Origin of the sequence: Microbacterium proteolyticum (assembly GCF_029639405.1) — a bacterium.
In the GTDB taxonomy this organism is placed as follows: domain Bacteria; phylum Actinomycetota; class Actinomycetes; order Actinomycetales; family Microbacteriaceae; genus Microbacterium.
The window spans coordinates 2,925,224-2,946,062 of record NZ_CP121274.1; the positions used below are offsets into that span (position 1 = coordinate 2,925,224).

The following is a 20,839-nucleotide window of genomic DNA, read 5'->3' on the forward strand; positions in this document are numbered from 1 at the left end:
CTAGCGAACACCCGCGAACCTAGGATGGAAGCTATGCCATTCCCCTCCGTGACGTACTCCGATGTCCCCGTCCTCGACTCCGGCGCCGATGCGATCCTCCTGGTGGTCGCGAAGTCCGATGGCTCGGAGCCGGACCCCGCGGGATGGGACGGTCTGAAGGCTTCGCTCGCCGCCGTGGGTTTCTCTGGCGGCGCCGGTTCGTTCCAGCGCGTGCACGTTCCCGGTGTGACCCTCCCGGTCGCGGTGGTCGGCGCGGGCGCGACGCCGGACGCGGCCGCCCTTCGGGACGCGGTCGGTACGGGCCTGCGCCAGCTGACGGGTTTCGAGCACGTCGCGGTGCAGCCGCTGGTGGATGCCGCCTGGGCTCCGCTCGCCGAGGGTGCGGCGCTGGGCGGTTACCGTTTCGCCGGGTACAAGAGCGAGACGCCGAAGGCCCGCGCCTCCCGCGTGAGCGTCCACGGGACGACGCCGCCTCCGGATGCCGAGCAGACCGCGGTCGCGGCGGTCGCCGGTGCGGTCGCGCTCGTGAAGGACCTCGTGACGACGCCCGCCGAGTGGCTCGGTCCGGCCGACTTCGCCGACGCCGCGGTCGCGGCCGTCGACGGTCTTCCGGTGACGGTCACCGTGCTCGACGAGCACGCGCTCACGGACGGCGGCTACGGCGGCATCCTCGGCGTCGGCCAGGGTTCGGACCGTCCGCCGCGCCTGGTCCACCTCGAGTACTCCCCCGCCGATGCCGACCGCCACGTCGCCCTCGTGGGCAAGGGCATCACGTTCGACACCGGTGGGCTGTCGCTGAAGCCCGCGGCATCCATGGTCGGGATGAAGTACGACATGTGCGGTGCCGCGACGGTGCTCGCCGTGCTCCGGGCCGCCGCCGAGATGGCCCTGCCGGTCCGGGTGAGCGCCTGGCTGTGCATCGCCGACAACATGCCGTCGGGTCGCGCGACGCGCCCGGGCGACGTGCTGCGCATGCTGGACGGCACCACCGTCGAGGTGCTGAACACCGACGCCGAGGGGCGCCTGGTGCTCGCCGACGGGCTCGTCGCCGCGAGCCGCGAGAACCCCGACCTCATCGTCGACGTGGCCACCCTCACGGGCGCGATCACGGTCGCTCTCGGCAACCGCCACACCGGGGTGATGGGTGACGACGAGGCGGTGGCCGAGTATCTCGCCGCCGCGGGCCGCGTGGCCGAGCTCGCCTGGCAGCTCCCCCTCCCCGCGCACATGGTCGACGAGCTGGACTCCCCCATCGCCGACCTGCAGAACGCCAAGATCGGCGACCCGGCGGGCGGGTCCCTGTTCGCCGGCCTCTTCTTGCGGCACTTCGTCGGTCGCGTCTCCGAGGATGCGGACGCTCCGCGCATCCCGTGGGTGCACCTGGACATCGCCGGTGTCGGGATGAACAAATCCGCCCCGCACGGGTTCACGGACAAGGGTGTGACGGGCGCCACGGTGCGTTCGCTCGTCGAACTCCTCTCCGCGGGGAGCGCGCGGTGACCGAGTTCACGGCCGACGTCGTCGTCCTCGGCGGGGGCAGCGGCGGCTATGCCGCCGCCCTGCGGCTCGCCGAGCTGGGCAAGGACGTCGTCCTCGTCGAGAAGGACAAGCTCGGCGGCACCTGCCTGCACCGGGGCTGCATCCCGACGAAGGCTCTGCTGCACGCGGCCGAGGTCGCCGACGCGGCTCGCGGCGCGGGCGACATCGGCGTCCTGGCGTCGTTCGGGGGGATCGACCCCGCCGGCGTCCGGGCCTACCGCGAAGGCATCGTCGCGAAGAAGTTCAAGGGCCTCGAGGGGCTCATCTCCGCGCGCGGCATCCGCGTGGTCCGGGGCGAGGGCTCCCTCGAGAGCGGCGCGACCGTGCGGGTGGGCGACGACGTCTACCGCGGGTCGGACGTGATTCTCGCGACCGGGTCCTACAGTCGGACGCTCCCGGGGCTCGACATCGGGGGTCGCGTCCTCACCAGCGAGCAGGCGCTCGACCTGGATGTCGTGCCCGAGCGCGTGGTCGTGCTCGGCGGTGGGGTCATCGGTGTGGAGTTCGCGAGCGTGTGGCGATCGTTCGGCGTCGAGGTGACGATCGTCGAGGCGCTCCCCCATCTGCTGCCCGCGGAGGACGTCTCCTCCAGCAAGGCCCTGGAACGCGCGTTCCGCAAACGCGGGATCGGGTTCCAGCTCGGACGGCGCTTCTCCTCCGTGACGCAGACCGAGTCCACCGTGACCGTGAGCCTCGACGACGGGACGAACCTCGAGGCCGATTACGTCCTGGTCGCGGTCGGCCGGGGGCCGGCCACCGCGGGTCTGGGGTTCGAGGACGCGGGCGTCCGGCTCGACCGCGGGTTCGTCCAGACCGACGAGCGACTGCGCACCACGGCCCCGCACGTCTGGGCCGTCGGAGACATCGTGCCCGGGCTCCAGCTCGCGCACCGCGGCTTCCAGCAGGGCATCTTCGTGGCGGAGGAGATCGCCGGTCTGTCTCCCGTCCTCGTGCCCGACGTCGACGTGCCGCGCGTCGCCTACTCGCACCCCGAGGTCGCCTCCGTGGGGCTGACGGAAGCACAAGCCCAGGAGCGCTTCGGTGCCGATGCCGTCCGCGCCTACGAGTACAACCTGGCAGGCAATGGCCGCAGCGAGATCATCGGGACCGCGGGCATCGTGAAGATCGTGCGCCGCGTCGACGGCCCCGTCATCGGGGCTCACCTCGTCGGCGATCGCGTCGGCGAACTCATCACGGAAGCGCAACTCGCCGTCGGGTGGGAAGCCCATCCCGAGGACATCGCCCCGTTCGTCCACGCCCACCCCACGCAGAGCGAGGCATTGGGTGAGGCCTTCCTCGCCCTGGCCGGCAAGCCCCTGCACGCACTCTGACCCCCAGCCGTCACTAAGCTAGACACCGCATCCGGTACGAAGGAGACATATCCATGAGCACTTCCGTCGTCCTCCCCGCTCTCGGCGAGAGCGTGACCGAGGGAACGGTCACCCGCTGGCTCAAGCAGGTGGGTGACACCGTCCAGGAGGACGAAGGTCTGTTGGAGATCTCGACCGACAAGGTCGACACCGAGATCCCCTCGCCCGTCTCCGGCGTGATCGAAGAGATCCTCGTCCAGGAGGACGAGACCGTCGAGGTCGGCGCCGTCCTGGCGAAGATCGGTGACGGTTCCGGCGCGTCGTCCTCGGACGACGCTCCCGAGGCCGCTCCGGCCGAGGAGACTCCGGCTCCCGCCGCCGAGGAGCCGGCTGCGCCGGCCGCGGAGTCCGCGCCCGCCGAGTCGGCCCCCGCCGAGCAGTCCGCCCCCGCCGCGTCGTCCGACGCGACCGAGGTCAAGCTCCCCGAGCTCGGTGAGAGCGTCACCGAGGGCACGATCACCCGGTGGCTCAAGGCCGTGGGCGACGACGTCGCGGTCGACGAGCCCCTGCTCGAGATCTCGACCGACAAGGTCGACACCGAGATCCCCTCGCCGGTCGCCGGCACGCTGCAGGAGATCCTCGTCCAGGAGGACGAGACGGTCGCCGTCGGTTCCGCCCTCGCCCGCATCGGAAGCGGCGCGGCCGCGCCGGCCCAGGCCCAGCCCGCCCCGGCCATCGAGGAGGAGCCCATCCAGCAGCCTCAGCCCAATGAGGTTCCCGAGCAGCCCGCTGCCCCCGCGGAGCAGCCCGCTGCCCCCGCGCAGGAGAAGCCGGCCGAGCAGCCCGCCCCGGCGGCGGAGCCTGCCGCGCCGGCAGCTCAGCCCTCGGCCCCGGCCGCCGCTCCGTCGGCTCCCGCCTCCAGCGGCGACGAGGTCACGTACGTGACCCCGCTGGTGCGCCGCCTGGCCCAGCAGCAGGGTGTCGACCTCGCCACCGTCACCGGTAGCGGCGTCGGCGGACGAATCCGCAAGGAGGACGTGCTGAAGGCCGCCGAGGCCGCGAAGTCGGCCCCGGCTGCCGCTGCCGCCCCCGCTGCTGCCGCCGCCCCCGCTGCGCCGGTCGAGGTCTCGCCGCTGCGCGGAACGACGCAGAAGATGTCGCGTCTGCGCAAGGTCATCGCCGAGCGCGCCGTCGCATCGATGCAGGCCACGGCTCAGCTGACGACCGTCGTCGAGGTCGATGTCACGAAGGTCGCGGCGCTCCGCGATCGCGTCAAGGGCGAGTTCCAGCAGAAGACGGGCGACAAGCTGTCGTTCCTCCCCTTCTTCGCCCTCGCCGCCATCGAAGCGCTGAAGACCTACCCGATCATCAACTCCACGGTCGAGGGCGACGAGATCGTCTACCCGGCCCACGAGAACGTCGCGATCGCCGTCGACACCGAGCGCGGCCTGCTCACCCCGGTCGTCAAGGACGCCGGCGAGAAGAACATCGCCCAGCTCGCTCGCGAGATCGCCGACCTGGCGGCCCGGACGCGCGACAACAAGCTGAAGCCCGACGAGCTCGCCGGTGGCACCTTCACCCTGACGAACACGGGTTCGCGTGGCGCGCTGTTCGACACGCCGATCGTCTTCCTCCCGCAGTCGGCCATCCTCGGCCTCGGTGCGGTCGTGAAGAAGCCCGGTGTGGTCTCGGTCGACGGCAAGGATGCGATCTCGGTCCGTTCGTACGTCTACCTGGCGCTCTCGTACGACCACCGCATCATCGACGGTGCCGACGCGGCCCGCTTCCTCGGTGCGGTCAAGGCCCGTCTCGAGGCTGCGCAGTTCGAAGGCGACCTCGGGATCTGATGCCCGGCCTTCCCGGCTCATGATGGCTGGTCCGCGACGTCTCTGACGGAGCGGACCAGCCATCGGTCTTCCTGCCGGACGAGCGTGACGTACTGAGTCCGACCGTCCGCCGAGAGTCGCACCACCGCCAGACCTCCGAAGTCGTCGACCACGTCGAGCTCGGCGATGGCGGGATCCCAGGGCGCCGGATCGCCCGAGCCGGCGGCGGATTCGCGGAGCCGCGAGGTGCAGTCCTCGTCCGCGCACGCCGCAAGAGAGGCCAGCAGGCTCGCCGCGGCAGCGCGCACGTCGTCGATCTCCGACGCTGCCGCGCCCGCCCCGACAGCGTTCTCTTCGCTCGCGCTCGATGACGGTGCCGGGCGGTCGGACGACGAGGCCGTCCCCGACACCGGCGCCGCGTCTTCGGCGTCGGGTTCCGCCGAGAGCGCACCCTCCGCGGTCGGCGTCGCGGAGGGCAGGCGCCCGGGTGGGGCGGTCGCGGCCGCGGCCGCGACCGACGCCACCCCCGCCGGGTGGTCCTCGCTCGTCGTGGCCGGCTCCACCCTCGGGACGAGCGTCATCGCCACGACGGCGAGCACGGCCGCGACGCCGACACCCAGTGCCAGCACGGGCGGTCGAATCCGGCGAACGGACGCCGCGATGCGCCCGATGAACGTCGGAGCAGTGGCATCCTGCTCGTCGCGTGCCGCGCGCGGCGCGACCGGCTCGGCGGGTGCCAGCGGACCGAGCACGAGCGGTTGTGGCTCGACGACGGCGAGGAGGCGCTTCTCGAGGAGGGCCCACGTGGGCGGGGGCTCCGTCAGCACTCCGTCGCGCAGGCGTGCGAAGCCCGGCCGGACGTCGGCGCTCACGAGCGACGCCACTTCGTCGAGGACGGCGACCGTGGCGGCGAGCACGTCGTCGCCGCCCGGGTGGGCGACGAGGACCGGCCGCCCCTCGGGGGTCAGCCGCCACTCCCCCGGCGCGGCTCGTGACGGAGCGGTGGCGCATCCGCGCACGACCGCGATCGCCAGCGTCGCGGCTTCGCCCGCCGTCAGGGCGTGGGCGCTTCGGCCTCGACGGCGGAGGTAGCCGGAGACGGTGTCGATCGTCGGCGGAGATGGCGTCGGCTGCATGCCTCGAGGCTGCCGCAGCACGAAGCAGACCGGCGGGCCGCCGAAGTCGTTCCGGGGAGGGATCCGCGATCACGGACGAAGGGGAGGAGGGGTGCTGAGGGCGAAGATAGAATCATCTGCATGGCCGCTCGCACCTCCACCCCCGAGAAGCGTCCGGGATTCTTCTCCCAGCTTCGCACCCTGTACACCTTCACGCAGAAGGAGTACCGCTGGCTGCCCTTCGCGCTGGCCGGCATCGTCCTCGCGGGCACCGGGCTCGGCGTGCTCGTCGGCTTCCTGATCCCTCCGGTCGCCGTCTGGAGCGTCATCCTGTGGGGTGTCACGGGTCTCCTGGCCGGCATCCTGGTCGGAATGATCACGATGACCCGTCTGTCCACGCGGGCCATGTACCGCCGGATGGACGGTATGCCGGGCGCCACCGGCCACGTCATCTCTTCTTCGCTGGGCCGCAACTGGCAGGCGTCCGAGACGCCCATCGGGGTGAACCCCCGCACGCAGGAGGCGGTCTACCGCGCGATCGGCCGCGGCGGCGTGGTCCTCATCGGTGAGGGTTCGCAGACACGCCTGTCGCGTCTCGTCAACGAGGAGCGGGCGCGCGTCCAGCGGGTCGCCGCCGGTGTTCCGGTGACGGTGTTCTACGTCGGACACGGCGATGGCGAGGTCGAGATCAAGAACCTGGCCTCCGCGATCAAGGCCCTGCCGAAGAAGGTCGACCGCACGACGCAGGCGGCGGTCATCAAGCGCGTGTCGTCGGTGTCGCAGGGGTTGTCGTCGCTGCCGATCCCCAAGGGCGTCGACCCGACGAAGATGCGCGCCCCGCGTCCCCGCTGATCATCGACGAACGGCCCCGCTCCGGCGGGGCCGTTTCTCGTTGGTCAGCTGCGGACGAGGACCGTGCCGACGGCCTTGTCGTGGAGGCCGCGTTGATCGGCATCACACACGACGGCGGGGATGATGAGGCCCAACAGCAGAGTGCGGATGATCGGGCGCCAGACGCCCACCCATCCCCCGGATGCCAGTTCGAGACGCATCCCCAGCAGGCGGTGCCCCGGGCTCCCGCCGATCAGCGGGATGAACACGATCTGCACGAGGAAGAAGATGAGGTTGGTCGCGATCGGGTTCGCGAACGGCACTCCCGTCACGGGATCCGGCGCCGAGAAGAACGCGAAGCCGATGAGGCCGGCGCACGCGACATCGATCAGGAGAGCGGCGATGCGCCGACCGGGACGTGCGATGGACCCGCGTCCCTCGCGGGGAAGGCCGAGTCGCTGGCCCGGATACTCGTTCTCGACGGGGACGGTCACGGCATCCAGCGTAATCGGGGCTCCGTAACATGCCGGAAACATCCGAGATATGACCGAGACACCGGTTCTGGATAGGGTCGAGGAGGTCGGCTCAGGCTGGCCGATCCCGAATGTTCTACCTCTGGAGTCTTCATGTTCAAAGATTCGTCCGAGGTGCTGAAGTTCATCCAGGACGAGGACGTCAAGTTCCTCGACATCCGTTTCACGGATCTTCCTGGCGTGCAGCAGCACTTCAACATTCCCGCGTCGACCGTCGACGAGGAGTTCTTCACCGTCGGACAGCTGTTCGATGGCTCGTCGATCCGCGGGTTCGCGAACATCCACGAGTCGGACATGCAGCTCATCCCCGACGTGACGACGGCGTACCTCGACCCGTTCCGCGAGGCGAAGACGCTCATCATGGTCTTCGACATCTACAACCCGCGCAACGGCGAGATCTACTCGAAGGACCCGCGTCAGGTCGCCAAGAAGGCCGAGAAGTACCTCGCCTCCACCGGCATCGCCGACACCGCGTTCTTCGCGCCCGAGGCCGAGTTCTACATCTTCGACGACGTCCGCTACGAGGTGAAGCAGAACGCCAGCTTCTACTCCGTGGACTCCGAGGAAGGCGCCTGGAACACCGGTCGCGTGGAAGAGGGCGGCAACCTCGCCAACAAGACGCCCTACAAGGGCGGCTACTTCCCCGTCTCCCCCGTCGACAAGCAGGCCGACCTTCGCGACGACATCAGCCTCAAGCTGATCGACGCCGGCCTCATCCTCGAGCGCGCTCACCACGAGGTGGGTACGGGTGGTCAGGCTGAGATCAACTACCGCTTCGACACCATGGTGCACGCGGCCGACGACATCCTGAAGTTCAAGTACATCGTCAAGAACACGGCTCTCGAGTGGGGCAAGGTCGCGACCTTCATGCCGAAGCCCCTCTTCGGCGACAACGGTTCGGGCATGCACACGCACCAGTCGCTGTGGAACGACGGCAAGCCGCTGTTCTACGACGAGACCGGCTACGGCGGGCTCTCCGACCTCGCACGCTGGTACATCGGTGGCATCCTGGCTCACGCCCCCGCCGTGCTCGCGTTCACGAACCCGACCCTCAACAGCTACCACCGTCTGGTGAAGGGCTTCGAGGCGCCGGTCAACCTGGTGTACTCGGCCGGTAACCGCTCCGCGGCCATCCGTATCCCGATCACGGGCACGAACCCCAAGGCCAAGCGCATCGAGTTCCGCGCGCCGGACGCCTCGGGCAACCCGTACCTCGCGTTCGCCGCGCAGCTGATGGCCGGCATCGACGGCATCAAGAACCGCATCGAGCCGCACGAGCCCGTCGACAAGGACCTCTACGAGCTCCCCGCCGAAGAGGCCAAGAACATCCCGCAGGTTCCCAACTCGCTGCTCGACTCGCTCGAGGCCCTCCGCGCCGACCACGAGTTCCTGCTCGCCGGTGGCGTCTTCACCGAGGAGCTCATCGAGACCTGGATCGAGTACAAGATCGAGAACGAGATCCAGCCGATCGCTCAGCGCCCGCACCCCTTCGAGTACGAGCTGTACTTCGGGGTCTGATCGCCCGATCATCCACGACGAAGCCCGTCCCCGCCGTTTCGCGGGGGCGGGCTTCGTCGTTGTGGGGCGCAACATAGACGATGCGACGCTCCTTGTGGAGTACCCGGACAACGGTCGGCGGCTTTGACAGGATGGTCATCGACGATGAAAGGGGCCATCGTGGAGGACTACCGGGTCGATCCTGATCGCGTTATCGGTGTTCTGGCGAGCGTCGACGACGCCGGCGCGGGGATTGCACGTGCCATCACCGACATGGACGACCTGGCCATGGACGGTCACAGTCTGGTGGTCGACGGCCGACGGACCCTGGCCAGCGCCTGGGGCGATCTGCTCGAGGAACGTCGGTCCGTGCCCGGCAAGCTCGCGCACACGGTGGCTGCTGCGGCGGCCGGCGTGGTTGAGGCTACGACGGCGGTCGTCGCAGGGGACCTCGACATGTCGGTCTCGTCGCGCGAGGCGGAGTCCCGCGCGCTGGACGAGTGGGGCATCGATTCTCCGCTCGCCTACGGTCAGGCGTACTGATGAGCACCCCGACCGTCGCCGACCTTCCGCTCGTGGTCGAGCCTGACGTTCTCACGGGGCTCGGTGACAGGCTCGTGGATGTCGCGAACGAGATGCAGACCTCCATGTCGGACGTGCACGCTCGCTGGAATGTGCTCCGGGATGCCGACGTCTTCCACGTTGCGGGGACGGATGCCGTTCCGCAGATGCTCGACCGACCCGCGGCCGACGCCCGAAGCTTCGCAGAAGCGCTCGTCACCGCCCGCAACGCGCTGTGGGAAGCGGGGTCGGTGGAGTTCGCCGACCTGAAGAAGCGTCGAGAAGAATTGTCATCCCGGATCCCGGGAATCGTCGCGGACTATTCCGCCGCCGTCGATGCGACAGCCCTCGCCGATGCGACCTACCGCTCGACGCGCGGAGATGCTGTCGACCCCTCGGTGGCCGCGGATGCAGCGCTGGCACGACTTCACGCGTCGACGACACTGAGCTCGGCAGAGAGCGCTCTCGACAGCCTGCGCTCCGATATCGACACGTTCCGCCGTGACGTCGAGGATGCCGAGGACCGCCTGGCCGCGCGCCTGCGCGGCGTCACCGGCGGCACCGAGGTGACGGGCGCGGGCGGCGAACCCGTGCGCGTCGCGCAGCTCTTCTGGGGCTTCTCCGAATCGCCGTACCCGGGCGCTCCGTCGGCGGCAGCCGTGAGCCGGTCGCTTGCCGAGCAGCTGACGTACGACCTGGGTCGATCCGCTGAGCGGCGCATCGACTGGCTCGCCACGGCTGACCGTGAGGTCGTCGCGCGCTGGCTCGACGGGCATCCCGATTTCGTGCAGGCTGTCGCTTTCATCGACGCCCAGCGCGCGGACGACCTGTTCGCCGATCTCGCCGGCGCCTCCACCGCGGGACCCGACGGCGAGTGGAACGCCGGCGCCCTCGGACAGTTGATGGCGCTGGCGCCGCTGGTGGTCGGCAATCTCAACGGCATCCCGGTTGCCCAGCGCGGTATGTTCAATCTGGCCGGTCTCGCGCAGATCGAGCGCAGGGACGATCTCGACGACGAGACGCGTTCACGGCTGGTGGCACTGAAGTCCGTGCTCGACCGTCGTGGCCGGGACGGCTCCCGCCCGGCTTTGCTGAGTCTCTTCCTCGATACCGACGGATCGCCGCGGGCGAATATCGCTTTCGGTGATGTCGAGAGCGCGGACCAGGTGACGACGCTGACGCATGGCATCCGGACGAGTCTCCAGTCGGTCGTCGAGTGGTCGAATGCGGGTGCCAACCTCCAGTCGGCTCTCACAACGGAGCTGAAACGGACCGGGAGCGACCGGACGGCGGCGGTGGTGCTCGTGATGGACTGGGATTCCGGCGGTATCCCGGAGGTCCTGGGGATCGATCGACCGGATGCCGGTGCGGCGCGTCTCTCCGAGACCCTGAAGGGCATCCGCGGGGTCAATCCGTCAACACAGATCGACGCGGGGGCGCATTCGTTGGGAACGACGATGACGAGCCAGGCGATTGCAGACAACCCGGGGCTCGTGTCGCACGTGTGGTTCTTCGGCTCGGCCGGGGTCACCGAACAGGCGGGCGACTCCCTCGCCGACCAGATCCGATCGGGTCAGCTTTCGGTCAACGCCACGCATGCCGATGCCGACCCGATCGCCGCATGGGGGCGCAAGGACTGGCTGGGCAGCACGCACGCCGAGGACCCGCGCGACGTGCCGGGCGTCTCGTCGTTCAGCTCGGACGGGGGTGTCGTACCGGGCTTCGGCTCTGTGCAGGGCGAGTTCGGCGAGGGCACCGACAGCCACGACACGGCCAACAGCATGAAGGATGTGCTCGTCGGCTGGACCGTGGGACCGGGCGGTGCGCCCATCCCCCGCTACGAGTCCGTGGAACAGACCGGGTATCTCGACCCGTCTGCGGAATCGTTCAAGCACTTCGTGGTGGGATTGCGCGAGGCACTGGAGACGGCAGGAGCGAACGAATGATCGGACACCGCAGGCGACGGATGCCCGCACTACTCGGGGGCGCCGTGATCGCCGGGATCGTTTTGACAGGATGTGGAGGTCCGCAGATGTCCCCTCAGGAAACACCGTCCCGCGACGCGAGCTTCGACGACGCCCGTGCGGTCAACCTCGAGTTCAAGGCAACGGTCGCGGCCGTGCAGAAACAGATCTTCGACGGGCAGTGGGCGGTCGCCGAATACGGTGACACACCGCAGCCCTGCGACGAGGGGTATGAATTCTTCCTGCGGCGGAACCTGCCGGATGGCTTCTCATTCGACGGTCAGGGTCCGCAGCGGATGGAGGAACTTCGCACGTGGTTGGGCGACAACGGGTGGCAGCTCGCCCCGACGCCGACGTACGGCGAGGGGATCGAGAACATCGTGATCATCGCGGGTAAGCCGGAGGCGAAGGTGTCGCGTCTGGATGTCGACATGGTTCCGGCGAATCCGGCCGAGGGCACGATCGACGTGCTGGAGCTTCGTGCGACCTCCACGTGCGAGCCGGGTGACGCCGGCGCGCTCCTCGACGAATTGCGGGGTCCGCTCACCGCGGTGCCGAGCGATGACGGCATCCCGGATCTGGAGAGCCCGGATGCCACTCCCCTGTTCGAGCGTTTCGACGAGGGGTGAGCGTCAGGATGCCGAGCGCGCGGCGCGCTTCTGCTCCTGGAACACCCGGATCGCCTCGTGGCGGTCGGCGGATCGCGCCTTCCGCTTCGCCGCCTCGACCTCGCGCGTCTTGGGCGGCGCCGTGGTGACCAGATCGTCCAGCAGGCGGCGGGTGGCCGCGGCAATCTCGTCCACGGCGCGATCGAACACTTCCTGATTCGCTCGGGAGGGCTTCGTCGTTCCCGCGATCTTGCGCACGAACTGCAGCGCCGCGTCGTGGCACTCGTCGTCCGAGGCCGGCGGCTCGAAGTTGTGAAGGGGGACGATGTTGCGGCACATGCCGACAGGGTAGGCCGCTCCCCCGCGCGGTGAAAGGGACCGCTCGCTCAAGCTCCCGGCATCCGCACAGGCGTCGCGCCGCTTTCGTGTCGGTGGCGTCGGGAAAGATGGATGCCATGACCTCCCCCTACGCGTCGCGTCCGTGGTTGAGCTCGTACGCCGAGGGCGTGCCCGACGACATCGACGAACCGACGCAGACGCTGCCCGAGATGATCGCGGACTCCGTCCACCGGTACGGCAAAGGCGTCGCGCTCGAATTCTTCGGCGCGCAGACGACCTATCGCGAGCTGGGCGACCAGATCTCGCGCGCGGCCGAGGGGCTACGGCGTCTCGGCGTGACGGCGGGCGATCGCGTCGCACTCGTGCTGCCGAACTGCCCCCAGCACGTCGTGGCGTTCTACGCGGCGCTGCGGCTCGGGGCGATCGTCATCGAACACAACCCGCTCTACACCGCCCGCGAGTTGCGGCACCAGTTCGAAGACCACGGCGCGAGGTTCGCGATCGTGTGGGACAAGGTCGCCGATCTCGTCGCCGACTTCCCGTCGGATCTCGCGCTCGAGCACATCGTCAGCGTCGACGTCACCCGCGCGATGCCGTTCCGCACACGTCTGGCGCTGCGCCTGCCGGTGAAGAAGGCCCGCGAGTCGCGCGCGCAGCTGACGGCCGCCCCGTCGTCGAAGCGACCGACACCGTGGGAGGGACTCCTCACTCACGGCAAGCTGTCGCGCAAACACGAAGGTCCCCTGCTCGACGACATCGCGCTGCTGCAGTACACCAGTGGCACGACGGGCACGCCGAAGGGAGCGATCCTCACGCACGCAAACCTCCGCGCCAACGCGATGCAGGGGCGCGCGTGGGTGCCGGGCCTCCACGACGGCGAGGAGACGTTCTACGGCGTCCTCCCCCTCTTCCACGCCTACGGCCTCACCCTCTGCCTGACCTTCGCGATGAGCATCGGGGCGAAGCTCGTCCTGTTCCCGAAGTACGACCTCGACCTCGTGGCATCCGCGGTCAGGAAGAGCCCGCCGACCTTCCTTCCGGCCGTTCCGCCCATCTACGACCAGCTGGCCCGTGCCGCGTCCCGCGGCACCGTCGATCTCTCGACCGTGCGCTTCGCGATCTCGGGGGCGATGAGCCTGCCCGTGGCCACCGTCGACCGGTGGGAGAAGGCGACCGGGGGGCTGCTCGTCGAGGGGTACGGCATGACCGAGTCCTCGCCCGTGGCGCTCGGAAACCCGATCGGACCGTCGCGGCGCCCGGGCACCGTGGGCGTGCCGTTCCCGAGCACCGACATCCGCGTGGTCGACCCCGACGATCCCGAGAAGGACCTGCCGCTCGGTGAGGTCGGAGAACTGCTGCTGCGCGGACCGCAGGTCTTCGAGGGCTACTGGAACCGTCCGTCCGACACCGCGGCCACGCTCCTCGACGGCGGGTGGCTGCGCACCGGCGACATCGCTTCCGTCTCGACTGACGGCTTCGTCACGATCGTCGACCGGTTGAAGGAGATCATCATCACCGGCGGCTTCAACGTCTCACCCAGCGAGGTCGAGGACGTCCTCGTGTCACACCCTGACATCGAGGGGGCGGCGGTCGTCGCCCTGCCCAAGCCCCGCGGTGGCGAGGATGTCGCCGCCGCCATCGTCGTGCGAGACGGCGTCGCCATCGAGCCCGAGGCGATCCGCGACTACTGCAAGTCTCGGCTGGCGTCCTACAAGGTGCCGCGACGGGTGGTCGTCGTCGACGACCTGCCGCGGTCGCTCATCGGAAAGGTGCTGCGACGCGAGGTGCGCGAGCGACTGATGGCATCCTGAGCCCGGTCACCCGTAGAAGAGCTTCTCGAACACGCGGCGGGCCCGCCGTGTCGCGCCGAGATAGTCCTCTTCGACCTGGGTGGCCGAGTGCGGCGGGTACTCCAGGATCCGCCCGATGCCGTCAAGCCGCGCCCGATCGGCGGGGAGGACATCGCTCGTCTGCCCCGACAGCAGGGTGTTGGCCGAGCGCAGCCGGCTGGCCAGGTGCCAGGATGCCGCGAGCTTCTCGGCCGCGTCCGGAGCGATGAGCCCCGCCTCGACGGCCGCCTGCAGCGCGCCCAGGGTGGAGGTCGTCCGCATCGCCGGAACCGCCCGCGCGTGCTGGAGCTGGAGGATCTGCACGAGCCACTCGACGTCGCTGATCGAGCCAGGCCCCAGCTTGAGGTGCCGGGCGGGGTCGGCCCCCTGCGGCAGACGCTCGTTCTCAACCCGTGCCTTGATCCGGCGGATCTCGCGCAACCCGTTGGGGTCGGCGTTCGCCGGGTAGCGCACGTCGTCGGCGAGGGCGAGGAAGTCGGCGATGAGCTTGACGCTTCCCGCGACGCCGCGGGCGCGCAGCAGGGCCTGCGCCTCCCACGACAGCGACCACCGGCGGTAGTACTCGGCGTAAGCGTCGAGGGAACGCGCCAGCGGACCGCTCCGCCCCTCGGGGCGGAGCTCCGCGTCGAGGTCGAGCGGGAGCCGGTGGTCCTCGGACTGTTCGCGGAGGCCGGCGACCAGCTTCAACGCCAACGTGCTCGCGCGGTGCGGGTCGATGCCGTTGGCGCGGTAGACGTACATCACGTCGGCATCCGATCCGAAGCCGATCTCGCGCCCCCCGAAACGTCCCATCGCGATGACGGAGAAGTCGAGGGCGTCGTCCTCGGGCGGGACGACCTCGCGCCGGACGGCGCGCAGAGTCGCTTGGATCGTCACCTCGGTGATCGTCGACAGGGCGTCCGAGAGCTCCTCGAGCGAGACGACCTCGAGGACCGCCGCCATCGCGACGCGCAGCATCTCGCGACGCCGGAGCGCACGCACCGAGCGCATCGCGCCGTCGATGTCGTCCCAGCGGGTCTGGATGGCCCGCGCCTCCTCCTGGAGGGCAGCTCCCGAGCGCGGACGCAGGAGCGCATCGTCGTCGAGCCACGCGACCGACTCGGGGATCCACTCCATCAGCTCGCCGATGTAGCGGGATCCCGACAGCACGCGGGTGAGGCTCTCGGCGGCGCCCGCCGAGTCGCGCAGCATGCGCAGGAACCACGGGGTGTTGCCCAACCGTTCGCTGATGCGGCGGAACACCAGCAGCCCGTAGTCGGGATCGACGCCGTCGGCGAACCACCGGATCATGATCGGCATGAGGTGCCGCTGGATCGTGGACTTGCGGCTCAGACCGCTGGTGAGCGCCGCAATGTGCCGGAGCGCACCGGCCGGGTCGCGGAAGCCGATCGCGGCGAGGCGGTCGCGCGCCTGCTCGGTCGAGAGCGTCCGCTCCCCCTCGGGGAGGGCCGCCACGGCCGACAGCAGCGGCCGGTAGAAGAGCCGGACGTGGATGTCGCGGACTTCGCGCTTGATGCTCTCCCACGCGGCCTGCACCCCCGCCGCCGAATCCGAGAGTCCGGTCGCGCGGGCGAGAACGCGAAGGTCGTCTTCCTTTTCGGGGAGCAGCGCGGTGCGCCGCAGCCCCCGGAGCTGGAGACGATGCTCGATCAGCCGGAGCAGGCGGTAGTCGCGGCCGAACGCCTCGGCTTCGCTCCGGCCGATGTAGCCCTCGGCGACGAGCGCGTCGAGGGCCTCGAGCGTGCCGCGCTGACGGATGCGTTCGTCGGTGAGCCCGTGCACGAGCTGCAGCAGCTGCACGGTGAACTCGACATCCCGGATGCCGCCCGGCCCGAGCTTCACCTGCCGGTTCACCTCGCTCGCGGGGATGTGCTCGGTGACTCGCTCGCGCATGCGCTGCACGCCCTCGACGAAGTTCTCGCGGGCGGCGCTGTGCCAGACGAGGGGCTGCACGGCGGCGATGTACTCGGCGCCGAGCGCGGCGTCGCCGGCGATCGCCCGCGCCTTGAGAAGCGCCTGGAACTCCCAGCTCTTCGCCCACCGGTCGTAGTACTGCTGGTGCGCGCCGAGGCTGCGGACGAGGGCGCCCTGCTTACCCTCGGGGCGGAGGTTCGGGTCGACCTCCCACAGCGGCGGCTCGATCTCGGGGCCCGAGATGCCCCGCATCGTCTGCACGGCGAGGCGCGTGCCGATGTCGATCGCGCGGGCCTCCGACACGACCTCTTCGTCCGCGCTCCCGCCGACGAAGATGACGTCGACGTCGCTGACGTAGTTCAGCTCGCGCGCACCGGTCTTGCCCATCGCGATGATCGCGAACCGGGTCGCCGCGACCTGCGCACGGGGAAACGCCGCAGGCCCGGTTCCGGCGACCCGCGACCGGGCGACGCTCAGGGACGCCTCGAGTGCGGCGCCGGCGAGATCGGCGAGGGACGCCGAGACGACGTCGATCGCGGATGCGGGGTCGTCCTGGCCGAGGTCGTACGCGGCGATCCGCGCGAGCAGGCGCCGATAGCGCACACGGAGCGCCACCCACGCGGCATCCGTCGCGTCGGCCGCGAAGCCCTCGTCGTCTCCGACGGATGCCAGCAGCTCGACGCGCATGAGCTGCTCGTCGGGGACGGTCAGCCCGGCGCCGGCGAGGTGGGCGATCTCATCGGGATGCCGGAGGTAGAACTCCGCGAATCCGTCGGACGCGCCGACGATGTCCCACAGCGCCCGCCACGTGCCGGCATCCCCCGCCGCGGTGCGGATCGCGGCCGGGTCGCGGCGCGCGATCTGCACGAGCGCCGCGAGCGCACGGTCGGGGTCGGCCACGCGCTGCGCGAGCGCCATGGCATCCGCCCGCTCGGCACCCGTCAGCTGCTCGAGCTCGCCCAGACCCGCATCGGCTTCCTCGAGACGCGAGAAGCCGGTGCGGGCCAGGGCGGTGAGCGCCGTCGATCGATCGCCCGAGGTCATCACAGCCCGGTCAGAGCGCCTCGAGGTTGCTCTGCAGCTCGAAGGGCGTGACCTGCGCGCGGTACTGCTGCCACTCGCGGCGCTTGTTCAGGAGCACGTACTTGAAGACCTGCTCCCCCAGCGTCTCGGCGACCAGCTCGGATTCCTCGAGGTATTCGAGGGCGTGGTCGAGGCTCGCGGGCAGCGGAGCGTAGCCGAGGGCGCGACGCTCGGCGTCGGTCAGCGACCAGACGTTGTCCTCGGCCTCGGGGGGCAGCTCGTATCCCTCTTCGATGCCCTTGAGGCCGGCCGCCAGCATGAGCGCGTACGACAGGTACGGGTTCGCGGCGGAGTCGAGCGCGCGGTACTCGACCCGCGTGGACTGACCCTTGTTCGGCTTGTACAGCGGCACCCGCACGAGCGCGGAGCGGTTGTTGTGGCCCCAGCAGATGAAGCTGGGTGCCTCGTCGCCGCCCCACAGGCGCTTGTACGAGTTGACGAACTGGTTCGTCACGGCCGAGATCTCGTTGGCGTGACGCAGGAGTCCGGCGATGAACTGGCGTCCGACCTTGGACAGCTGGTACTGCCCGCCCTCTTCGTAGAAGGCGTTCATGTCGCCCTCGAAGAGCGACATGTGCGTGTGCATGCCGCTACCCGGCTGGCCGCTGAGGGGCTTCGGCATGAACGTGGCGTACACGCCCTGCTCGATCGCGACCTCCTTCACGACCGTGCGGAAGGTCATGATGTTGTCCGCGGTGGTGAGGGCGTCGGCGTAGCGCAGATCGATCTCGTTCTGGCCGGGACCGCCCTCGTGGTGGCTGAACTCGACCGAGATGCCGAGGTCTTCGAGCATGCGCACCGAACGGCGACGGAAGTCGTGGGCCGTACCGCCGGGCACGTTGTCGAAGTAGCCGGCGGAGTCGACGGGCTCGGGACGACCGTCCGGGCCGAGCTGCGACGACTTCAGCAGGTAGAACTCGATCTCGGGGTGCGTGTAGAACGTGAACCCGGCATCGGCCGCCTTCGCGAGGGTGCGCTTGAGGACGTGCCGCGGGTCGGCCACGGCGGGCTGTCCGTCGGGCGTGGTGATGTCGCAGAACATCCGCGCCGTCGGGTCGATCTCGCCCCGCCACGGCAGGGTCTGGAACGTCGTCGGGTCGGGGTGCGCCAGCAGATCGGACTCGTACGAGCGGGTCAGACCCTCGATGGCCGAGCCGTCGAAGCCCAGGCCCTCGCTGAAGGCGCCCTCGACCTCGGCGGGCGCGATCGCCACCGACTTCAGGGTTCCGACGACGTCGGTGAACCACAGGCGCACGAACTTCACGCCGCGTTCCTCGATCGTCCGCAGGACGAAATCGCGCTGCTTGTCCATCGTTCTCCTCGTTCTCGGTCGGCGGGATCAGCGGCCGGAGCCGGAACCCCAGTCGGAGTCGCGGGCGTCGTCTTCGGCCCACTTCTTCGAACGTTCCTGCAGCAGCTGGGGGGCGCGCGCCGCTTCCTCCGCGGTGTCGAAGGGACCCGCGCGATCGACCGCCGGCGACTCGTACCCCTGCTCGACCTTGCCGGTCTCGAGGTTGTACCAGTACTTCTTGTTGTCGTCGCTCACGATCGCTCCTTGCGTGGGTCTCGCTCCGCAGCGGACGTCTGGCGGGCGCTCTCCCGATCCTACTGATCCGGGCCCCCAGCCTGGATAGGCTGGAGGGTATGGCAACGAATGCGTCGCGTGCGGTCGGAGTGGACATCGGCGGAACCGGGATCAAGGCGGGAATCGTCGACCTGGATGCCGGTGAGCTCATCAGCGATCGGGTGAAGGTCTCCACCCCCAAGGGCGCGGAGCCCGCCGACGTGCTCGAGGCGGTGAAGGAGGTCCTGCAGACCCTCGAGGCTCCTGACGACCTGCCGCTCGGTGTCGCTTTCCCCGCGATCGTGAAGAACGGTCGGACCCTGTCCGCCGCGAACGTGTCGTCGTCGTGGATCGGCTTCGAGGCCGAGAAGTTCTTCGAGCACGGCCTGTCCCGCGACATCCACTTCGCCAACGACGCCGACGTCGCCGGCATCGCCGAGGTCCGCTACGGAGCCGCGAAGGGCATCAACGGCCTCGTGATCCTCACGACGCTCGGCACCGGCATCGGGTCGGCGATGATCTACGACGGCGTCCTCATCCCGAACAGCGAGCTCGGTCACCTCCAGCGTGCCGAGCACAAGAAGGACGCCGAGGGCTACGCCGCCTACTCCGCCATGGAGCGCGACGAACTGTCGTGGGAGAAGTGGGCGAAGCGTCTGCAGTGGTACTACGACTACGTCGAGTTCCTCTTCAGCCCCGACCTCATCGTCGTCGGCGGCGGCGTGTCGAAGCACTCCGAGGAGTTCCTCCCGCTGCTGAAGCTGCGCGCCCCGATCGTGCCGGCGAAGCACCGCAACAACGCGGGCATCATCGGCGCGGCGTCGCTCGCGGTCCCGGTGCCGGAGGCTCTGCCCGCGGTGAAGTAACCGCAGGGACCCGAGATGACGGCCGAGCGGAACGCGCTCGGCACGTCGTCGACGGCTGGGTGCGAATGGGCCGGCCTGTACGCCGGGTATTGAGCACACCCTGTTGGTCGGCTGCGGGGAGTTCTGGTCTGTCCCGATAACCGCTGATCGTGGGCAGATTCTCCTACAGTCCGTGCTAGTGCGTATTCGGGCGTTCTGACACGTTCCGCGGACTATCTGCGGACTCGCGGACCGGGGGCATCATGGTCCGCATGGGTCCGGTGAAGTGGTTGACGTACAAGCAGGCGGCGAAGTTTGTCGGGCGCAGCAAGGGCGCGATCCGGCTCTGGGGTCGCCAGGGCATGCCGCTCGGTTGGAAGACGATCGACGGGCAGCGCGCCCGCGTCGTCTCGGATCGTGTGCTGCTGGAGTGGTCGCGGCAGAAGATGAAGAACTCCCCGGTGCACCAGTACCGGATGCGTGCGATCCGCCGCGCTGAGGGCCTCCCAGATATCCCCCTCAACCTCCCGAGGCGGTCAGCACCCCTCCCGAAGCCCCAGTCGCTACCCACGGGGCGCACAGCGCCGGAGGTGGACCTCGACGCCCCGAAGGTCAACCCGCTCGCGGAGCTTCCCCCGATGCGAGCCCCAGCCGAGTGGGACACCGTCACCGCCGCGATGAAGACCGACGACCCGGCCTGCTGGGGAATCGACGCGTTCACCGCCGACAGCTTCCACGACGACGAGGAACGAGCAATGCTCGCCGACATCTGCGCCGGCTGCCCGCTCGTCGACCTGTGCCGCACGTTCGCGATCGCGGAGAAACCGGCGGCGGGGTTCTGGGCCGGTCAGCCGTCCTCCGCCTACAGGCGCCGCTGAGAACCACCACCCGACCGCACCCCCACCGGGAACACCCGGGGATGCCGTAGTCACTGTCAGTGAGGCGCACAGAGCCGCCCCTGGACCCGTTCTCGACCCCATATGGGTGCGGTTTCGGTCGAAATAGGTACCGTTTCGACCCCCACAAGGGGAGTTCGCGTCACACCGACTCCCGCATGATTCCGCGGCAGAACCGGCCCTCGCGCGCGCGACCCCCCTGGGTAAAAAAACGCGCATCACACCGGGGGGAGAGGAAGACCTCCCGGTGGTGGTCCGGGTTCATCGTATGGGGCTGGATTTCTGACGGGGTGGGGTCAGCGGCGGTCGGGGTCGGCTTCGGACGTGCGGACGTAGTCGTGCGCGCCGACTCGCATCGGCCACTCGGACGGTGGAATGTACCGCCCGTCGTGGTGGTGGCGGTACAGCTCGTCCATCCGACAATCGAGGCACAACGCCGTGTCGTCTCCCTCGGTGATGTACGACGGACCGGATAGCTGGTCCTCGTCTTCGATGATGTCGGGGTCGTGGAGCGGTCCGGCGCAGCGCGGGCAGGTGGGTGCGGTCATGGCGTCCATCGTGCCG

At 69.6% G+C, this 20,839-nt stretch carries 18 protein-coding genes; 11 read left to right on the forward strand and 7 right to left on the reverse strand.

The features are described from left to right. Positions 1-33: 33 nt before the first annotated feature. Genes P8R59_RS14645 through sucB form a run of 3 tightly spaced genes read left to right on the forward strand, consistent with a single transcriptional unit; the run spans position 34 to position 4,696 of the window. Entirely contained in the window at positions 34-1,500 is a 1,467-nt protein-coding gene (locus P8R59_RS14645) for a leucyl aminopeptidase (protein WP_278101658.1), read from the forward strand. Continuing rightward, positions 1,497-2,870 (forward strand): dihydrolipoyl dehydrogenase, encoded by a 1,374-nt coding sequence (gene lpdA / locus P8R59_RS14650; protein ID WP_278101659.1) that lies wholly within the window; start codon positions 1,497-1,499, stop codon positions 2,868-2,870. The genes P8R59_RS14645 and lpdA overlap by 4 nt, the downstream gene beginning before the upstream one ends. A 53-nt stretch (positions 2,871-2,923) precedes the next feature. Beyond that, the gene (sucB, locus tag P8R59_RS14655) at positions 2,924-4,696 is read left to right on the forward strand and encodes a 2-oxoglutarate dehydrogenase, E2 component, dihydrolipoamide succinyltransferase (protein ID WP_278101660.1); all 1,773 of its coding nucleotides are present in this window, start codon (positions 2,924-2,926) and stop codon (positions 4,694-4,696) included. A gap of 17 nt (positions 4,697-4,713) precedes the next feature. On the opposite strand, the gene P8R59_RS14660 is transcribed toward sucB, so the two are convergent. Continuing rightward, a complete protein-coding gene (locus P8R59_RS14660) occupies positions 4,714-5,811 on the reverse strand; it encodes a hypothetical protein (protein WP_278101661.1) in 1,098 nt (365 codons plus the stop codon). A 120-nt stretch (positions 5,812-5,931) separates the two neighbouring features. On the opposite strand from P8R59_RS14660, the gene P8R59_RS14665 reads away from it, so the two are divergent. Next, the gene (locus tag P8R59_RS14665) at positions 5,932-6,642 is read left to right on the forward strand and encodes a DUF4191 domain-containing protein (protein ID WP_278101662.1); all 711 of its coding nucleotides are present in this window, start codon (positions 5,932-5,934) and stop codon (positions 6,640-6,642) included. A 44-nt stretch (positions 6,643-6,686) separates the two neighbouring features. On the opposite strand, the gene P8R59_RS14670 is transcribed toward P8R59_RS14665, so the two are convergent. Continuing rightward, positions 6,687-7,115: an RDD family protein gene (locus P8R59_RS14670; RefSeq protein WP_278101663.1), complete on the reverse strand. Its 429-nt coding sequence runs from the start codon at positions 7,113-7,115 to the stop codon at positions 6,687-6,689. Between the two features lie 132 nt (positions 7,116-7,247). On the opposite strand from P8R59_RS14670, the gene glnA reads away from it, so the two are divergent. The 4 genes from glnA (at position 7,248) to P8R59_RS14690 (ending at position 11,805) form a co-directional block, all read left to right on the forward strand. Then, the gene (glnA, locus tag P8R59_RS14675) at positions 7,248-8,672 is read left to right on the forward strand and encodes a type I glutamate--ammonia ligase (RefSeq protein WP_076490424.1); all 1,425 of its coding nucleotides are present in this window, start codon (positions 7,248-7,250) and stop codon (positions 8,670-8,672) included. Between the two features lie 144 nt (positions 8,673-8,816). After that, positions 8,817-9,194 (forward strand): DUF6507 family protein, encoded by a 378-nt coding sequence (locus tag P8R59_RS14680; RefSeq protein WP_278101664.1) that lies wholly within the window; start codon positions 8,817-8,819, stop codon positions 9,192-9,194. Continuing rightward, positions 9,194-11,158: an alpha/beta hydrolase gene (locus P8R59_RS14685; RefSeq protein ID WP_278101665.1), complete on the forward strand. Its 1,965-nt coding sequence runs from the start codon at positions 9,194-9,196 to the stop codon at positions 11,156-11,158. Before P8R59_RS14680 ends, P8R59_RS14685 begins: the two co-directional genes overlap by 1 nt. Positions 11,159-11,202: 44 nt before the next feature. Continuing rightward, on the forward strand, positions 11,203-11,805 hold the full coding sequence (locus tag P8R59_RS14690; protein ID WP_278101666.1) for a hypothetical protein: 603 nt from the start codon (positions 11,203-11,205) through the stop codon (positions 11,803-11,805). Between the two features lie 3 nt (positions 11,806-11,808). On the opposite strand, the gene P8R59_RS14695 is transcribed toward P8R59_RS14690, so the two are convergent. Continuing rightward, positions 11,809-12,123, reverse strand: a complete 315-nt coding sequence (locus tag P8R59_RS14695; RefSeq protein WP_278101667.1) for a DUF2277 domain-containing protein — start codon at positions 12,121-12,123, stop codon at positions 11,809-11,811. Positions 12,124-12,239: 116 nt separating this feature from the next. Between P8R59_RS14695 and P8R59_RS14700 the strand changes: the two genes are divergently transcribed. Next, on the forward strand, positions 12,240-13,934 hold the full coding sequence (locus P8R59_RS14700; protein WP_278101668.1) for a long-chain-fatty-acid--CoA ligase: 1,695 nt from the start codon (positions 12,240-12,242) through the stop codon (positions 13,932-13,934). A 6-nt stretch (positions 13,935-13,940) separates the two neighbouring features. On the opposite strand, the gene P8R59_RS14705 is transcribed toward P8R59_RS14700, so the two are convergent. The 3 genes from P8R59_RS14705 to P8R59_RS14715 are packed head-to-tail and all read right to left on the reverse strand — an operon-like array spanning position 13,941 to position 18,516. After that, a complete protein-coding gene (locus P8R59_RS14705) occupies positions 13,941-16,931 on the reverse strand; it encodes a bifunctional [glutamine synthetase] adenylyltransferase/[glutamine synthetase]-adenylyl-L-tyrosine phosphorylase (RefSeq protein ID WP_278101669.1) in 2,991 nt (996 codons plus the stop codon). 10 nt (positions 16,932-16,941) lie between these two features. Beyond that, positions 16,942-18,282 carry a glutamine synthetase family protein gene (locus tag P8R59_RS14710; RefSeq protein WP_077051485.1) on the reverse strand — a complete coding sequence of 447 codons (1,341 nt, stop codon included), beginning with the start codon at positions 18,280-18,282 and terminating at the stop codon, positions 16,942-16,944. A gap of 27 nt (positions 18,283-18,309) precedes the next feature. Beyond that, positions 18,310-18,516, reverse strand: coding sequence for an SPOR domain-containing protein (locus tag P8R59_RS14715; protein WP_278101670.1), 207 nt, complete (start codon positions 18,514-18,516; stop codon positions 18,310-18,312). Between the two features lie 98 nt (positions 18,517-18,614). On the opposite strand from P8R59_RS14715, the gene ppgK reads away from it, so the two are divergent. Further along, on the forward strand, positions 18,615-19,400 hold the full coding sequence (gene ppgK / locus P8R59_RS14720) for a polyphosphate--glucose phosphotransferase (RefSeq protein ID WP_077051487.1): 786 nt from the start codon (positions 18,615-18,617) through the stop codon (positions 19,398-19,400). A 251-nt stretch (positions 19,401-19,651) separates the two neighbouring features. Continuing rightward, entirely contained in the window at positions 19,652-20,257 is a 606-nt protein-coding gene (locus tag P8R59_RS14725; RefSeq protein ID WP_278101671.1) for a WhiB family transcriptional regulator, read from the forward strand. A 314-nt stretch (positions 20,258-20,571) separates the two neighbouring features. Here P8R59_RS14725 and P8R59_RS14730 read toward each other — a convergent pair whose 3' ends face one another. Further along, positions 20,572-20,823: a hypothetical protein gene (locus P8R59_RS14730; protein ID WP_278101672.1), complete on the reverse strand. Its 252-nt coding sequence runs from the start codon at positions 20,821-20,823 to the stop codon at positions 20,572-20,574. Between the last annotated feature and the right edge of the window lie 16 nt (positions 20,824-20,839).

Bases quoted from the DNA above. Each gene is read 5' to 3' on its own strand.
- P8R59_RS14645 (WP_278101658.1), top strand. From the start codon at position 34: ATGCCATTCCCCTCCGTGACGTACTCCGATGTCCCCGTCCTCGACTCC.
- sucB (WP_278101660.1), top strand. From the start codon at position 2,924: ATGAGCACTTCCGTCGTCCTCCCCGCTCTCGGCGAGAGCGTGACCGAG.
- P8R59_RS14660 (WP_278101661.1), bottom strand. From the start codon at position 5,811: ATGCAGCCGACGCCATCTCCGCCGACGATCGACACCGTCTCCGGCTAC.
- P8R59_RS14665 (WP_278101662.1), top strand. From the start codon at position 5,932: ATGGCCGCTCGCACCTCCACCCCCGAGAAGCGTCCGGGATTCTTCTCC.
- glnA (WP_076490424.1), top strand. From the start codon at position 7,248: ATGTTCAAAGATTCGTCCGAGGTGCTGAAGTTCATCCAGGACGAGGAC.
- P8R59_RS14680 (WP_278101664.1), top strand. From the start codon at position 8,817: ATGAAAGGGGCCATCGTGGAGGACTACCGGGTCGATCCTGATCGCGTT.
- P8R59_RS14685 (WP_278101665.1), top strand. From the start codon at position 9,194: ATGAGCACCCCGACCGTCGCCGACCTTCCGCTCGTGGTCGAGCCTGAC.
- P8R59_RS14695 (WP_278101667.1), bottom strand. From the start codon at position 12,123: ATGTGCCGCAACATCGTCCCCCTTCACAACTTCGAGCCGCCGGCCTCG.
- P8R59_RS14700 (WP_278101668.1), top strand. From the start codon at position 12,240: ATGACCTCCCCCTACGCGTCGCGTCCGTGGTTGAGCTCGTACGCCGAG.
- P8R59_RS14705 (WP_278101669.1), bottom strand. From the start codon at position 16,931: ATGACCTCGGGCGATCGATCGACGGCGCTCACCGCCCTGGCCCGCACC.
- P8R59_RS14710 (WP_077051485.1), bottom strand. From the start codon at position 18,282: ATGGACAAGCAGCGCGATTTCGTCCTGCGGACGATCGAGGAACGCGGC.
- ppgK (WP_077051487.1), top strand. From the start codon at position 18,615: ATGGCAACGAATGCGTCGCGTGCGGTCGGAGTGGACATCGGCGGAACC.
- P8R59_RS14725 (WP_278101671.1), top strand. From the start codon at position 19,652: ATGGGTCCGGTGAAGTGGTTGACGTACAAGCAGGCGGCGAAGTTTGTC.
- P8R59_RS14730 (WP_278101672.1), bottom strand. From the start codon at position 20,823: ATGACCGCACCCACCTGCCCGCGCTGCGCCGGACCGCTCCACGACCCC.